General features: G+C 30.6%; 17 protein-coding genes and 2 tRNA genes. 13 read left to right on the forward strand and 6 right to left on the reverse strand.

Annotation, left to right across the window (positions count from 1 at the left end; translation table 11 throughout):
* Positions 1–3: 3 nt before the first annotated feature.
* From bshB1 to N5D46_RS01060, 4 genes are all read left to right on the forward strand, one after another.
* Complete coding sequence (bshB1, locus tag N5D46_RS01045) at positions 4–705, forward strand: bacillithiol biosynthesis deacetylase BshB1 (protein ID WP_114999735.1); 702 nt, start codon at positions 4–6, stop codon at positions 703–705.
* Between the two features lie 118 nt (positions 706–823).
* Positions 824–899 (forward strand) — tRNA-His (locus N5D46_RS01050).
* 41 nt (positions 900–940) lie between these two features.
* Positions 941–1,016, forward strand: a tRNA-His gene (locus tag N5D46_RS01055).
* Positions 1,017–1,277: 261 nt separating this feature from the next.
* Positions 1,278–2,924, forward strand: a complete 1,647-nt coding sequence (locus tag N5D46_RS01060) for a Zn-dependent hydrolase (RefSeq protein WP_125349098.1) — start codon at positions 1,278–1,280, stop codon at positions 2,922–2,924.
* 48 nt (positions 2,925–2,972) lie between these two features.
* Here N5D46_RS01060 and N5D46_RS01065 read toward each other — a convergent pair whose 3' ends face one another.
* Positions 2,973–3,608 carry an NAD(P)H-dependent oxidoreductase gene (locus N5D46_RS01065; protein ID WP_114999737.1) on the reverse strand — a complete coding sequence of 212 codons (636 nt, stop codon included), beginning with the start codon at positions 3,606–3,608 and terminating at the stop codon, positions 2,973–2,975.
* Positions 3,609–3,684: 76 nt separating this feature from the next.
* Positions 3,685–4,149 carry a hypothetical protein gene (locus N5D46_RS01070; protein ID WP_147279970.1) on the reverse strand — a complete coding sequence of 155 codons (465 nt, stop codon included), beginning with the start codon at positions 4,147–4,149 and terminating at the stop codon, positions 3,685–3,687.
* Positions 4,150–4,254: 105 nt separating this feature from the next.
* On the opposite strand from N5D46_RS01070, the gene N5D46_RS01075 reads away from it, so the two are divergent.
* Genes N5D46_RS01075 through N5D46_RS01085 form a run of 3 tightly spaced genes read left to right on the forward strand, consistent with a single transcriptional unit; the run spans position 4,255 to position 6,401 of the window.
* Positions 4,255–5,271 carry a phosphotransferase gene (locus N5D46_RS01075; protein WP_280048947.1) on the forward strand — a complete coding sequence of 339 codons (1,017 nt, stop codon included), beginning with the start codon at positions 4,255–4,257 and terminating at the stop codon, positions 5,269–5,271.
* On the forward strand, positions 5,264–5,686 hold the full coding sequence (locus N5D46_RS01080) for an RNase adapter RapZ (protein ID WP_280036842.1): 423 nt from the start codon (positions 5,264–5,266) through the stop codon (positions 5,684–5,686). Before N5D46_RS01075 ends, N5D46_RS01080 begins: the two co-directional genes overlap by 8 nt.
* 1 nt (position 5,687) lies before the next feature.
* Positions 5,688–6,401, forward strand: coding sequence for a nucleotidyltransferase family protein (locus N5D46_RS01085; RefSeq protein WP_219034688.1), 714 nt, complete (start codon positions 5,688–5,690; stop codon positions 6,399–6,401).
* Between the two features lie 376 nt (positions 6,402–6,777).
* On the opposite strand, the gene N5D46_RS01090 is transcribed toward N5D46_RS01085, so the two are convergent.
* Positions 6,778–7,149 (reverse strand): YchJ family metal-binding protein, encoded by a 372-nt coding sequence (locus N5D46_RS01090; RefSeq protein WP_280048948.1) that lies wholly within the window; start codon positions 7,147–7,149, stop codon positions 6,778–6,780.
* Positions 7,150–7,179: 30 nt separating this feature from the next.
* Positions 7,180–7,902 (reverse strand): RDD family protein, encoded by a 723-nt coding sequence (locus N5D46_RS01095; RefSeq protein WP_125349089.1) that lies wholly within the window; start codon positions 7,900–7,902, stop codon positions 7,180–7,182.
* A gap of 29 nt (positions 7,903–7,931) precedes the next feature.
* On the opposite strand from N5D46_RS01095, the gene N5D46_RS01100 reads away from it, so the two are divergent.
* The 6 genes from N5D46_RS01100 to N5D46_RS01125 all read left to right on the forward strand — a co-directional run bounded on the left by N5D46_RS01100 (position 7,932) and on the right by N5D46_RS01125 (position 13,828).
* Entirely contained in the window at positions 7,932–8,927 is a 996-nt protein-coding gene (locus tag N5D46_RS01100; RefSeq protein ID WP_280036846.1) for a stage II sporulation protein M, read from the forward strand.
* The gene (locus N5D46_RS01105) at positions 8,914–9,576 is read left to right on the forward strand and encodes a hypothetical protein (RefSeq protein WP_280048950.1); all 663 of its coding nucleotides are present in this window, start codon (positions 8,914–8,916) and stop codon (positions 9,574–9,576) included. Before N5D46_RS01100 ends, N5D46_RS01105 begins: the two co-directional genes overlap by 14 nt.
* Entirely contained in the window at positions 9,573–10,817 is a 1,245-nt protein-coding gene (locus N5D46_RS01110; RefSeq protein ID WP_280048951.1) for a hypothetical protein, read from the forward strand. Before N5D46_RS01105 ends, N5D46_RS01110 begins: the two co-directional genes overlap by 4 nt.
* Positions 10,817–11,803 carry a MoxR family ATPase gene (locus tag N5D46_RS01115; protein WP_280048952.1) on the forward strand — a complete coding sequence of 329 codons (987 nt, stop codon included), beginning with the start codon at positions 10,817–10,819 and terminating at the stop codon, positions 11,801–11,803. Before N5D46_RS01110 ends, N5D46_RS01115 begins: the two co-directional genes overlap by 1 nt.
* A complete protein-coding gene (locus N5D46_RS01120) occupies positions 11,803–13,131 on the forward strand; it encodes a DUF58 domain-containing protein (RefSeq protein ID WP_280048953.1) in 1,329 nt (442 codons plus the stop codon). The genes N5D46_RS01115 and N5D46_RS01120 overlap by 1 nt, the downstream gene beginning before the upstream one ends.
* A 79-nt stretch (positions 13,132–13,210) precedes the next feature.
* Entirely contained in the window at positions 13,211–13,828 is a 618-nt protein-coding gene (locus tag N5D46_RS01125) for an N-acetylmuramoyl-L-alanine amidase (protein WP_280048954.1), read from the forward strand.
* A 49-nt stretch (positions 13,829–13,877) separates the two neighbouring features.
* Here N5D46_RS01125 and N5D46_RS01130 read toward each other — a convergent pair whose 3' ends face one another.
* Both N5D46_RS01130 and N5D46_RS01135 read right to left on the reverse strand, forming a co-directional pair.
* On the reverse strand, positions 13,878–14,231 hold the full coding sequence (locus N5D46_RS01130) for a TonB-dependent receptor (RefSeq protein ID WP_280048955.1): 354 nt from the start codon (positions 14,229–14,231) through the stop codon (positions 13,878–13,880).
* Between the two features lie 60 nt (positions 14,232–14,291).
* Positions 14,292–14,981, reverse strand: a complete 690-nt coding sequence (locus tag N5D46_RS01135) for a DsbA family oxidoreductase (protein WP_219034681.1) — start codon at positions 14,979–14,981, stop codon at positions 14,292–14,294.
* Between the last annotated feature and the right edge of the window lie 86 nt (positions 14,982–15,067).

Raw genomic sequence — 15,067 nt, forward strand, 5'->3', positions numbered from 1 at the left:
TAAATGAAGTTAGATATTCTTGCAATTGGAGCGCATCCTGATGACGTAGAATTGGGATGTGGAGGAACACTTGCAAAAGAAATTAAAAACGGTAAAACGGTTGGTATTCTCGATTTAACAAAGGGAGAATTGGGAACTCGTGGTACCGATGAAACGCGCCGTGTAGAAGCAAATGATGCCAAAAATATTTTGGGCGTTGCTGTAAGAGAAAATCTTGGAATTCCTGATGGTTTTTTCTTGAATGATAAAGAAAATCAATTGAAAATTGTCGAAATTATTCGCAAATATCAACCTGATATTATTTTGAGTAATGCACCTCACGATCGCCATCCAGATCATGGAAAAGGTTCGGATTTAGTGAATACTGCTATTTTCTTATCAGGTTTACCAAAAATTGAAAATGGATTACCAGCTTGGCGTCCCAAAAAACACTTCCACTACATTCAATGGTTACCTTTAGAACCTCATTTTGTGGTTGATATTTCTGGTTTTGTTGATACAAAAGTAGAAGCTTGCATGGCTTATAAAACGCAATTTTTTGATCCAAATTCGAGCGAACCTCAAACGCCAATTTCATCGAAAAACTTTACTGATTCTATCCGATATCGTGCATATGATTTAGGAAGATTAATCGGAACTGAAGGTGGAGAAGGATTTATTTCGCGAAGTTATATTGGCGTAAATAATTTAGATTCTTTAATTTAGAAATAAAGGTGTAAAAAACCTTTATTTTTTTGTCAAAATTATTTGCAAGTACCGATTAATAGGCTATATTTGCAGTCCAATTGAGAGATTAAATAAAAGTTAATTTCGCAATAAAAATGGTGATTGTAGCTCAGTTGGTTAGAGCGCCGGATTGTGGTTCCGGAGGTCGTGGGTTCGAGACCCATCATTCACCCTAAAACTTTAGAATTAGTTTCAAAAGAAATTCAAACCAAATGGTGATTGTAGCTCAGTTGGTTAGAGCGCCGGATTGTGGTTCCGGAGGTCGTGGGTTCGAGACCCATCATTCACCCACATTAAATCTCAATTTCAATAGAAGTTGAGATTTTTTTATTGAATTAATATCAAAACTTGGGAGCAATGCAAAAATTTGTGATAATCTGAATAAGAAAAAAGCTCTATCTCTAACTTCTTACAATTGCATTCTAAAGCTTTTTAATTTTTGGATTAGGAGTCAGGATTCTTGGTTATTTTAAATTATATTTTTATGGATAAAAAAAATAAGAATGATTTTTAGTTTGATTCTTCGTTGTAAATTTACCAAAACATTCAAAATGAAAAAATCATCAATATTCTTAGGAATGATTGCTTTTGCTGGAGTTTTAAGCTCTTGTTCAACTCAAAAAACAGCAGCAGAATCAACTCAAACCTCAATAGAAATGACAAAAGATTACGCTTTTCAATATTATGCTCAAGTTCCATTAACAACAGATATTTCGCATTTAACAAAAAACGAAAAAGAGATTTTACGTTTGATGTTCAAAACGGCAGATATTATGGACGATTTATTTTGGCAACAAGCTTATGGTGCTAAAATAGATTTGATGGACGAAACGAAAGGTGAAGCCAAAGAATATGCAAAAATAAACTACGGTCCTTGGGATAGATTGAATAACGAAACGCCTTTTATAAACGGTATTGGAGCAAAACCTGCTGGTGCAACTTTCTATCCAATTGATATGACGAAAGAGGAATTTGAACAAGCAAATATCAAAGATGGTAAATCTCCTTACTCAATTATTCGTCGTAATCGTGAAGGAAAATTATATTCGATTCCATACCACGAAAATTTCAAAAATCAATTATCAAAAGCCGCTGAATATTTAACAAAAGCATCAGAATTAGCAGAAGATGCTGGGCTTAAAAAATATTTAAAATTACGTGCTGCAGCTTTGATAAGCGATGATTTTTATGCAAGTGATTTGGCTTGGATGGATATGAAAAATGCAAATATTGATATGGTGGTTGGTCCGATTGAAAATTACGAAGATCAATTGTTTGGATATAAAACTTCATATTCTGCATATATTTTAGTAAAAGATATTGAATGGTCGAAAAAATTGGCAAAATTCGTTCAATATTTACCAGAATTACAGAAGAATTTACCTGTTTCTGCAAATTACAAAAAAGAAATTCCTGGAACTGATTCGGATCTTAATGCGTATGATGTGGTGTATTATGCGGGAGATTGTAACGCTGCTGGAAAAACAATTGCGATTAATTTACCAAATGATGAAAAAGTTCAACTAGAAAAAGGAACGCGCCGTTTGCAATTAAAAAATGCTATGAAAGCGAAATTTGATAAAATTCTTGCCCCAATTGCAACTGCTTTGATTGATGAAAGCCAACAGAAAAACATCAAATTTGATGCATTCTTTTCTAATGTGATGTTTCACGAAGTGGCGCATGGTTTAGGAATCAAAAATACAGTAAATGAAAAAGGTTCTGTCCGCGATGCTTTAAAAGAAGCTAATTCAGCTTTAGAAGAAGGAAAAGCTGATATTCTTGGTTTGTATATGGTGAATCAATTGTTGAAAAAAGGTGAATTGACAGGAACACAAGAAGATTATTTTGTGACTTTCTTGGCTGGAATCTTACGTTCAGTTCGTTTTGGAGCAAGTTCTGCACACGGACAAGCAAACATGATTGCGTTTAACTATTTTGCTGAAAATGGAGCTTTCGAAAAAACTACAAATGGACGTTACAGAGTAAATGTAGCTAAAATGGAAAAAGCAATGAATGGTTTATCAGAATTAATTTTGACACTTCAAGGAAATGGAGATTATGATGGTGTAAAAAAATTATATGCTGATAAAGGAATTATTCACGACGATTTACAAAAAGATTTAGATGTCTTGAAAACAAAAAACATTCCAGTTGATGTTGTTTTTGAACAAGGTCCAAAAATGTTGGGATTGTAAAAATAGATTCAATAAAAAAGCTTTCTCAAAATTGAGAAAGCTTTTTTGTTATTCATATAATTTCGTAGCAAAATCCTTCATCGGATTTCTAACTTTTTTCATTGGCGCTAGCCAATCTTCACTGTCTCTGTATCCCAAAGGAAGCATTAAAACGCTTCGCATTCCTTTTTCTTTCAAATCAAGCAAATCATCCAATTCAGCATTATCAAAACCTTCCATTGGCGTACTATCAATTTTCAATTCTGCTGCTTGAGCAAGAGCAAAACCTAATCCAATGTATGCTTGACGAGCTGTATGTGCAAAATTTTCTTCAGAAGTTTGAGGCAAATAAATTCCTTTCAATTTATCTGTATACGAACCAAAACGACCTCTTGGCAAATCTCTCTCATCCGTTGTATAATCGTAAATTGCATCAATACGATCTTCTGTATAACGATCCCAAGCTACAAAAACCAATAAATGCGAACAATCTACAATCGCTTGCTGATCATAGGCAATTGGAACAATTTTTTGTTGCAATTCTTTATTTTTAATAACTAAAATTCTGAACTGTTGCAAACCTGATGAAGTTGGTGCTAAACGAGCTGCTTCAACAATTTTTTTAACGTCTTCTTCTTCAACAATTAAAGACGGATCATATTTTTTTGTAGCGTAACGCCATTTCAAATCATCTATTAAAGACATAATTACTTATTTAAAATCTTTCTAAAAATACATCAAAAAAGTAATCGATCGACCAAAAAATATGCTAAAATTTATGTTATTTATCTTGTTTCCATTCCAAAAAATAACTTCCTGTTGCATTCGTAGAATTCCAACGAACTTGATAATCACCTTTTGCTAAATCAACTGTAAAATTTTCTTCTTTCGAATTTGTAAGTTGACGATTAAACACTACTTCATTATTTTGATCTACAATTTCAAAAATCATTTCGCCTTCTAATTTAATATTCGAATGAAAATTAGCAGTTAAACTTTTCGAAACATTTAGCTTGATATAACTCGTTCCAGAAGCATCTTCAAACTTCGCTTTTGTCCAATTATCACCATTCGAATTCGACCATTTCGAATCCCCCACTCCTTTGTCAAAAAAAGTTCCTTGCGATTTGATATTTGGATTATCCACTTTTCTATAAAAATTATTCGAATCAACATCTGCATTAACTTTTACTGTAATACATGATTGTAACGAAATCATTGCGATAATAAGTGCTATTTTTTTCATATTAGTTTCTCTTTTACTAAATAGATGCAGCATTTTGAAAAAAGTTACAGCAAACAAATATTTTTAAATCATTTTTGATATGCGTAACTTTCGCAAAATATTCTGATGAACGATACTACAGCTCAATTTTTGCAAGAAAACTTTACTCAAAAAGCAATTGAAAGTTTAACTCAACTTTCAGGAGGAGGTTCAGCTCGAGTATATTCGAGATTTTTTGATCAAAATCAGTCGTATATTTTGGCTGAAAGCTCTAATATTGAAGAAAATAAAGTATTTATTCAGTTCTCTTTAGATTTAAAAAAAGTCATCAATAATATTCCAGAAATTGTTTCAGTTTCAGAAGATTTTGCAACCTATGTTCAAACAGATTTAGGAGACGAAACACTGATGAATATTGTCTTGAATGATTTCGAAAAAGCAAAACCTTATTATTTTAAGACATTAGAAAAATTAGCAATTGCTCAAATTCAAGGTGCAACTAAAATCGATTTTAATCATACTTTTTCGTATCCAAAATTAGATAAAACATTAATTTTAAGAGATTTATTTCAGTTTAATTTTTACTTTTTAGATGTCTTAGGAATTGATTACAATGCAGGAAAATTAATCAAAGATTTTGATCGTTTTGCGTCTCAATTTGATAAACTTTCGCCACAAGGTTTTGTGTTCAGAGATTTCCAAACGCGCAACATTATGATTCATCAAAACGAACCTTATTTTATCGATTATCAAGGCGGTTTATATGGACCTGTTGTCTATGATTTGGTTTCGTTAATTTGGCAAGCAAAAGCCAATTTACCATTTGAATTTAAAAAAGAATTATACGAATTTTATTACCAAGAATTAACCAAACAAATTCCGACTTTAGTTCCGATAGATTTTCGTCAATCGTACGAATATTGTGTAGTTGCTCGACTTTTACAAGTTTTAGGAACCTATGGTTTGAGAGGAATTATTGAACGAAAAAAACACTTTTTAGAAAGTATTTCGTTTGGGCTTAAAAACTTAGAATCAATAATCGATTATCCTATATTACAAAATTATCCAGAATTAAAACGTATTATAAAAATCCTTGTTCTACCAGAAACGTTAGAACGCATAAATCATAAAATAAATGGCTAAATTAAATATCAACGTTCGTAGTTTTTCATACAAAAAAGGAATTCCAACCGATCCTACTGGAAATGGTGGTGGTTTCGTTTTTGATTGTCGTGGAATTCTAAATCCAGGTCGAATTCAGGCATATAAAACACAAACAGGGCGCGACGAAGAGGTTAAAAAATACTTGGAAACAGAAACTAAAATTGCAGTTTTTTTAGAAGGTGTTTTTCAAATTATTGACATTTCGATCGAAGATTATTTGCAACGAGGTTTCGAGAATTTAGAAATTAATTTTGGTTGCACAGGCGGACAACATCGATCAGTTTATTCTGCTGATGCGACTGCAAAACATATTCAAGAGAAATTTCCAGAAGCGCAAGTTACGTTACATCATATTGTGCAAGAAGAAAAAAATTGGATAAACGAGGCGTATTAATATGAAAGCAATGATTTTTGCAGCGGGTCTTGGGACTCGTTTAAAACCATTTACTGACAACCATCCCAAAGCTTTAGCAGTTGTAAATGGAAAACCTCTTTTGCAACGAAATATAGAATATTTGAAATCTTTCGGAATTAATGAAATCGTGATTAACGTGCATCATTTTGCAGATCAAATCATTGAGTTTTTAGAAGATAATAATTATTTCGGAATTGAAATTACTATTTCAGATGAAACAGATCAAGTTCTTGAAACTGGTGGTGGTTTGGTTAAAGCAAAAGCTAATTTCGAGGAAGATTTTTTGGTGATGAATGTGGACATTTTAACAGATCTAAATCTTGCTAAATTTATCAAAGCACATCAAGAAAACAAAGCGTTAGTAACGTTAGCAGTTTCTGATCGAAATTCATCTCGTAAACTATTTTTCAATGAACAAAATGAATTAAAAGGTTGGCGAAATCTGAAAACAGAAGAAGAAATAAAAGCTGTAGATTCTTTAGACAATTGCAAAGATTTAGCTTTTAGTGGAATTCATGTTATTTCTCCTACTCTATTTGATAAAATTACAGAGAAAGGTAAATTTTCTATCATGAAAGTTTATATGGACTTGATGAAAACTGAATCTATCATTGGTTTTGATCATTCTGGCGGAATTTTAATCGACGTAGGTCGACCAGAAAGCGTGTTAGAAGCAGAACAATATTTTAAATAGAAAACAAAAAACTCAATTCAATGGATTGAGTTTTTTTATGCAAAAAGTTTACATATCTTAGATAGAATGAAATACATTAATTATTTTATCTATTTAACTATTGTTGTAGTGATAATTCTCGCTTCAATACTTTACTTTTCTTTCAAAAATAAAGTTGGAAAGATTCAGCTAAAGTAAATTACAATAAAAGTTTAGATTTAATCAGAAATAATTATAAAAATCAAGATGCTTATGATGAAGTATTTTTAGAAATTTATGATACAGAAATTCAGGATAAATTGAAAGAATTGTAAAAGTAATTGCTCAAAAAAATATCCATTTTTTTTAATTTCTAGACTTCGCTTGAAATAATATTTTCTGAATTTATTTTTAAAAATCAATAAAACTCGCCATCTACATAAAACCATTTACCATTTTCTTGCACAAACGTAGAAAGTTCATCATGTTCGTAGATTTCACCTTGTTTGTCTTGGTAATAAGCTCTAAATCGAACTTTATTATCTTTAGCAAAAACAATTTCTAACTTTAACCATTTATTCGATTTTACCCAATCTTCGATATCACTAAAATCATTATCTTTTTGTGTAGAAGAATGTGTTGTATCAACTAAATATTCAGGCAAAACCATTGCAAAAGCAGCGTAACGAGAACGCATCAACTCTTCGGGAGTTTTTGGCAATTCAATATTCAAATGAAAAGGTTCGCAACAAGTTGCATATATTTTTCCAGAACAACAAGGACAATTCATTTTATTCTTTATTTTTTGCAAAGATACTGTTTACTTGTCTTTGTGGTAATGATAATGATCCTGAATCACCACTTGAATAAAATCAATATTTCCTAAACCATCACTTTTCACCTCCATTATTTCCTCCAGTTTTCGCGTTAATTTTAATAAAATATCATAATTATTATTGTTTAATGCAGACGTAAAATTTTCTTTTACAATATTAATATCACGATCAGACAAGCGATAAACTTCGGGAAAACGAATTTTATAGGTTTCAGAAACTTCAGCGAAAATAGTTTGTGATAAATCTAATTTCGGATTCAAATCAATCAAACATGTATTCGCAACAATATCACCTAAACGTTGACCATTTTTATTTATAATCATCGTTATCAACGCGATAAGTCCAGTAAATAAAAACAATTCGACACTTCCAATTACCCAACGCAAGAAATAATCAAAATTATTGGCACGATTTCCGTCCATTCGTATTACACGAATTTTCATAATCCATTTTCCAATTGTTTGCCCTTTCATTAAAATCTCGAGAACCAACGGATAAAGTAAAAATATAAATCCTATTATACTATAAATTCCCATTCGAAACCATTCATCTTTATTCGGAATAAACTCAGAAAAATAGGACATTGCATAGACTAATATGATGCGGATAATCATATCGATAATATAAGCCAGTAAACGTTTTCCGAGTGGCGCAATATTATAAGCAATTTGCACGTTTTGTGGTGTATTGACTAAAAGTTTATTCATATATTTGGTTCACTAACAACTACTCTACTATGAGAGAAGCGCATTTTATTGATAAAAATAAGGCGAAATGGTCTGATATTGAACATAATTTGAAAAATAAAATTGATGTTCATCCAGATATTTTAGCAAAAAACTACATCGAAATTACAAATGATTTGGCGTTTGCTCAAACTTATTACCCAAAAAGTAAGACAAAAGATTATTTGAACGAGTTAGCTTTATTTGCGCATCAGTCAATTTACAAAGATCAACGAACTTCTGGGAATCAATTTGTGCAATTTTTCAAAGAAGATGTGCCAAATGTAGTCTACAAAAATCACAAAATGTTGTTGTATTCATTCTTAATTTTTGCCTTAGCGGTTTTAATTGGCGTTTTATCATCGCATTTCGATCCAGATTTTACACGATTAATTTTAGGAAATCAATATGTAGACGAAACGTTAATGAACATCAAAAAAGGTGATCCTGCAGCAATTTACAAATCAGGAAGTCAGACTGGTTCTACATTAGCTATAACCATCAACAATATTCGTGTTGCTTTTTTTGCTTTTACATTAGGATTATTTTTCAGTATTGGATCAGGATATATTCTATTTTCGAACGGAATTATGTTAGGTGCATTTCATTATATGTTTTTCAAAGAAGGCTTTTTGGGAAAGGCAATGTCAGCAATTTGGATGCATGGAACAATCGAAATTTCGGTGATTATTATTGCTGGAGCTTGCGGATTAATGCTTGGAAATGGCTTTATGTTTCCAAAAACTTTATCGCGAAAAAAATCACTCACAATCAAAGCAAAAGAAGCGGTAATGATTTTATTAAGCACTGTTCCAATGTTTATTATAGCTGGATTTATCGAAGGTTTTATTACGCGTTTATATGATGTTAATATTGTATTGAGTTTATTGGTAATAATCCTTTCATTAATCTTAATTATTTGGTATTACATCATTTATCCGATTCAAAAAAATAGACAAAAAACTTTTTCGTTCAATCAAACTTTAGAATCGAATGAAACAATTTAGACTATTTTTTACATTTACATTATTATTAATTCAATTCGTTGTTTTTGCACAAGAAAAAACAGCAGAATTTAAAGCATTCAAAGAAAAATATGCTGGAAAAGAATTTGATTATAATGATGTTCCAAAACCTAAAAAAGAATTCGAACCTGGCTTTTTCTCAAAAATAATCGAAGGTATTTTTAGATTTCTCTCTTATTTACCTTGGGAAATCATTTTCTATTTTGTAATTGGATTATTCTTAATTTTTCTTGCCACACGTATTTACAAAAATGGTGGAATTCTTAAACGAAATTCGAAAAAATTATATGACGAATCTGATTTTGATTTTATCGAAGAAAATTTAGCCGAAGTCAATTTGAATTCATTAATCAATAAAGCAGAAACAGAACAAAATTTTGCTTTAGCAATTCGTTATTTGCATTATCAAAATCTACAAATTTTAGATAAAAAAGGTTGGATTGAATGGGATCCGAAGAAAACAAATCAACAATTTATTAATCAAATAAAAGACGAAAAATCAAAAAATTTATTCAATCAAAATACTAAAATCTTTAATCAAGTTTGGTTTGGAGAATTTAAAATTGATGAAAATAAATACCACGAATTCAAGACAAATTTCAATCAGTTTAATCAATATTTAGCCTCATGAAAAAGAAATTAGGTATTCTATTAGGCGCTATTTTATTGGTCGGAATTTTTGTATTTTCTTTCTCAAAACATCGTTATAATCTCCCAAAATCATGGAATGTAAGCCTTTATCAAAATAGTAAAGATCCGTACGGATTATTTATTATGCACGAAGAACTTGGGAAGTTATCCAATGGAAAAATGAAAGATTTGGAAAAACTTTCTGAATTAAAAATTGATCCTAAAAAAGCAAAAGATTATGCAGTTGTTGTGTTTGGTTCTGAAATTTATTTTGATACAGTTTCCAAAAATCTATTAAGCAAAATTGCCGAAAATGGCGGAATTGTGATGATTGCAGATTATTATGACAATTTTGGTGATGACACAAATGGAAAAGAAGATATTAACGAAGAAACGTATTCTACAGATACGCCAACAACTGATTCTACGGAATCTGAAGAGAATATCTTGTACAATCAGACAATAAATATTAATGATCATTTTGAGCTTAGAACAAATAAATTGTTCAAAATAAAGAAGAAAAAAGAAATCGAACATCATTATTTTAGCGACATCACAAATGATTCTGAAATTTTTGGAACAATTACTTATAAAGATAAGGCTTACCCAAATTATTTAAAAATCAAACCAAAAAATTATAAAGGTTATTATTTATATCACGCAGAACCGATTTATTTTACCAATTATTATTTATTAAATGAAGACAGTTATTTCTATGCTAAATCAGTTTTAGAACCACTGAAAGGGAAAACTATTTTTTGGTACAATACCTCGAAAACTTATGCAGGAAGTTCATCAATGATGCGTTTCATAATGAGCGAACCAGCTCTAAAAGCTGCTTGGATTACGTTATTGGTTTTACTTTTCTTCTTTTTAATTTTTAGAAGCAAACGCGAACAACGCATCATTCCAATTTATACCAAAGAAGAAAATCATACCGTCGAATTTGCTAAGACAATTTCCTCTTTATACCAAGAAAATGGCGAAGTAAAAGACATTGTTTCAAAGAAAATCGATTATTTTTTATACAAATTGAGAAAAACATTTTTAATCGAAACAGACGATATTACAAACAAACAATTCATTGAAATTGTTGCACAAAAAGCAAATTTGAGCCAAGAAGAATGTCTTGAAAAATTCACGATTCTTAAAAATATTTATCAAAAAAATCAACCAAATGAACACGATCTAAAGATTGTGTATCAAATCATCGAAAACTATAAACAAAAAGCAAATATCTAATGAGCGAAAATACATATCAACCATTCGAAAATAGAGTCGATTTTTCGGATGTACAACATAAAATGCAAGCTGTAAAAAATGAATTGAAAAAGGTAATTGTCGGACAGGATGATATTATTGATCAATTGATTTTAGCTTTGCTTTCTAACGGTCATTCTCTAATTGAAGGTTTACCTGGAGTTGCCAAAACAATGATGGCAAAATTGTTGGCAAAAACGATAGATTCTGGTTTTAGTAGAATTCAGTTTACGCCAGATTTAATGCCTTCTGACGTGATTGGAACGTCTATTTTAAATTCTAAAATCAATGAATTTGAGTTCAAAAAAGGACCAATTTTTTCGAATATTATTTTAATTGATGAGATTAACCGTTCGCCTGCAAAAACTCAAGCGGCTTTATTCGAATCGATGTCAGAAAAACAAGTGACGGTTGATGGAACAACTTATCCTTTACAAGCTCCTTTTCTAGTTTTTGCAACTCAAAACCCAATCGAGCAAGAAGGAACATATCGCTTACCTGAAGCGCAATTGGATCGTTTTATGTTTAAGATTTATGTCAAATATCCTTCGTTAGAAAGTGAAATTGAATTATTGAAAGAACAACAAGAACGCAAGAATATTGACAAAGAAACGTTGGTAGAAAAAGTAATTTCAGGAAATGAAATTATTGAGTTCCAAGATCGCATAAAATCAGTTTTCGTACACGAAGCGTTGATTACGTATATTGCGACAATTGTTCATCAAACCAGAATCGATCAAACCTTGTATATTGGTGCATCGCCACGTGCTTCTATCGCGATTTTAGATGCTGCAAAATCAAATGCAGCGGTGAATGGACGCGATTTTGTGATTCCAGAAGATATCAAGCAAATTGCGCATACAATTTTGGGACACCGCGTTGTGATGGTTCCTGAAAAAGAGATGGAAGGTTTTACAACACAACATATTATTCAGCAAATTATTGATCGCGTAGAAATTCCTCGTTAATGAAATTTTTCAGAAGCTTATTTCTTACCAATCGCTTTTTTTATGCGGGATTATTCATTGCATTTTGTTATGTGATTGCATTTTTTCTACCTCCTATTTACATTATTGCAAAGATTTTGACACTTGTCTTTATCGTCAGTGTTATTGTCGAAATATTTTTGATTTATATTCCTAAAACTTCCATTGAAGTTCTTCGAAATTATCCAGAACGACTTTCAAATGGTGATGAAAATGAATTGGAACTTTTCGTAACAAATCATTATCAATTCCCTCTAAATGTAAGGATTATAGAAGAGTTTCCTGTTCAATTACAATTAAGAGATTTTCAGTTTAGAAAACGATTTAAAAGTAGTCAAAATACTAAATTTGATTTCAAAATTCGACCAACAGAACGAGGTTCATATAAATTTGGATTAACAAATGTATTTATTTCTGTTTTTGGATTGATTGAGAAAAAGATCAAAATAAACGAACCAATTTCGATTGCTTGTTATCCTTCTTATTTGCAATTAAAACAGTTTCAATTATATTCTACCGCTCAGTTACAGAATCAATTTGGAATGAAAAGGATTCGAAAAATTGGAACAAATACAGAATTTGAAAATATAAAAAATTATACGATTGGTGACGAATATCGTTTAATTAATTGGAAAGCAACGGCAAAAGCAAATCGACTGATGGTCAATCAATTTCAGGAAGAAAAATCGCAGCCTGTTTATTCGTTAATTGACTTAGGGAGAACGATGCGAATGCCTTTTGATGGTTTAAAATTGTTGGATTATTCAATCAATTCTAGCTTAGTTGTCGCAAATATTTCACTTCAAAAAAATGAAAAAGCAGGTTTAATAACATTTAATAAAAGAATTCAAGATCACGTTGTTGCGGATAGAAAAAATCATCAAATGCAATTGATTTTGGAGAAATTATACAATGTACAAACTGATTTTTTGGAAAGTGATTTTGGACAATTGTATGCCTATATCAAACGAAAATTAACGCAACGATCGCTTTTATTTATTTATACCAATTTTGAAACGATTGATGGTTTGGAACGTCAATTACCTTATCTGAAATTGATTAAAAAATCGCATGTTGTCGTTTTGATTCTTTTTAAAAATTCAGAATTGAATAAACTTAATCATCAGAAAGCAAAGAATACTACTGATATTTACGATCAAACAATTGCCGAAAAGTTTAATTACGACAAAGAATTAATCATAAATCGTTTGCATCAATTCGGGATTTTAACGATTTACTGCGAACCACAAGAATTGTCTATTAACTTAATCAATAAATATTTAGAGATAAAAGCGCGAGGTTTGTTTTAAAAAAGTTTTATTTAACCAATTATTTAGAAAAAAAAGCACAATTATTGCTTAAAGTTGGTCAATTTAATCTGAACAACCCATGAAAAAACTATTACAGATCTTTTGTTTAATTTTAACAACAGGTCTTTTTGCACAAACAAATTTTATTGAAAATAAAACACCTTCTACAAAGCGCGTAATCCTTTTGGATGCTGGACACGGAGGAACAGATACTGGTGTAAAAAAAGAAGAATTTCAAGAAAAAGATATTGCGCTGAAAATTGCAGAAATTATCCAAGAAAAAAATCCTTTTACAGATGTTGATTTTGTATTATTGAGAAAAGGTGACGAACAAATTATCAATACAAGTCGTGCGAAAATGATTAATGAAATAAAACCTGATTTGGTTTTATCAATCCACGCAAATTATAATGTAAAAGATTCGAAAAAAGGAACAGAGATTCACCTTTCTCCATTGAATCCTACTTTCGAAGAATGTAAAATACTTGGCGAAAAAATTGGAAAAAATATAAGTTCTTTAGGTTTTGAAAATTTAGGAATTGTTGAAACAAATTCGAAAATATTACGAGATTCACAAGTTCCAATTATTATGATTGAAATCGGTTATTTGACAAATGACGATGACCGAAAAATATTAACAAACGAAAGTAATTACCCTAAAATAGCAGATAAAATTTTTGAAGCATTGAAGAATTAGACATAAAAAAATCTCAGAATATTTTGCTCTGAGATTTTTTGTTTTTTCTCTATTTTCCATCCAATTCTTGTTCTTGATGAAAGGCAATTTGACCAAAATCATCTTGTATATTTTGATAATAAACTTTTGCTTGTAAATAATCTTTGAATCCATAACTTAACTCGAAATTATACACAAAAGCTGGTTGCATAAAAGGATTTCCTTCTGTGTAAGAAATAGGATTACTATACCATTTATTTGGATTTAATTCCCAAAAAGCTGGTCGTTGAATTTTTCGCCCAAAATTAAAATTGAACGAATGATCTTCTGTTGACTGATATTGAATATAAAACTTTGAAAAGCTCTTTTCATAAAAATCAATTAGCAGAAAAAATTGTACAATTTTTAGAAAATTATCAATCAATATAAAACGAAAAAAAGGACTTCAATTGAAGTCCTTTTCTATATTTATTTGCAAATTGTATTAATCACAATTTCCGTCTACATCACAAGAAGCACCATTTTGTGGTTGGTCCAAATGATCTTTTTCGTAAGCTTGTGTCAAAGCAGAAACGAAATACTCGACTGGTTGAGCACCAGAAAGTGCATATTTACGGTCAATTACGAAAAACGGAACGCCAGAAACACCAATATTACGCGCATCTAAAATATCCGAAGCAACTTCAAAAACATTTGCATCAGAATTTAGCATTTCAAGAACTTCGGTTTTGTTCAAACCAATTTCTTCTCCCAATTCAGCCAAAACTTCATAATCAGCTACATTTTTACCTTCTGTAAAATACGCTTTAAAAAGTCTTTCTTCTGCTTCCGAACCTTTTCCATTCGTTTGCGCAAAATGAATCAATCGATGAGCATCACCCGTATTGACAACTTTAGAATTTTGTTGTTGAAAATCAATTCCAACAGCTTTTCCCATTTCAGCCAATTGATTATTCATTGCCGAAACTTGTTCTTCCGAAATTCCTTTTGTTTTGATTAAATAATCATTGACAGAAGTAATTTCAGTTTTTGATAAATCAGGATTTAACTGAAAACTTTTCCATTCAACCTGTATTTTATCTTGATAAGGAATTTGCGTTAAAGCTTGTTCAAAATGTTTTTTTCCGATATAACAGAACGGACACATTACATCCGACCAGATTTCAATTTTCATTATAGAAATTTTTGGTGTAAAAGTTTGTAAAAATACGCTTTTTATTTGAATGGATTCGGTTATTTTTCGGTTAATTTTATCTTGAA

The sequence above is a fragment of the Empedobacter sp. GD03865 genome, from assembly GCF_029840775.1.
Classification (GTDB): domain Bacteria; phylum Bacteroidota; class Bacteroidia; order Flavobacteriales; family Weeksellaceae; genus Empedobacter; species Empedobacter falsenii_B.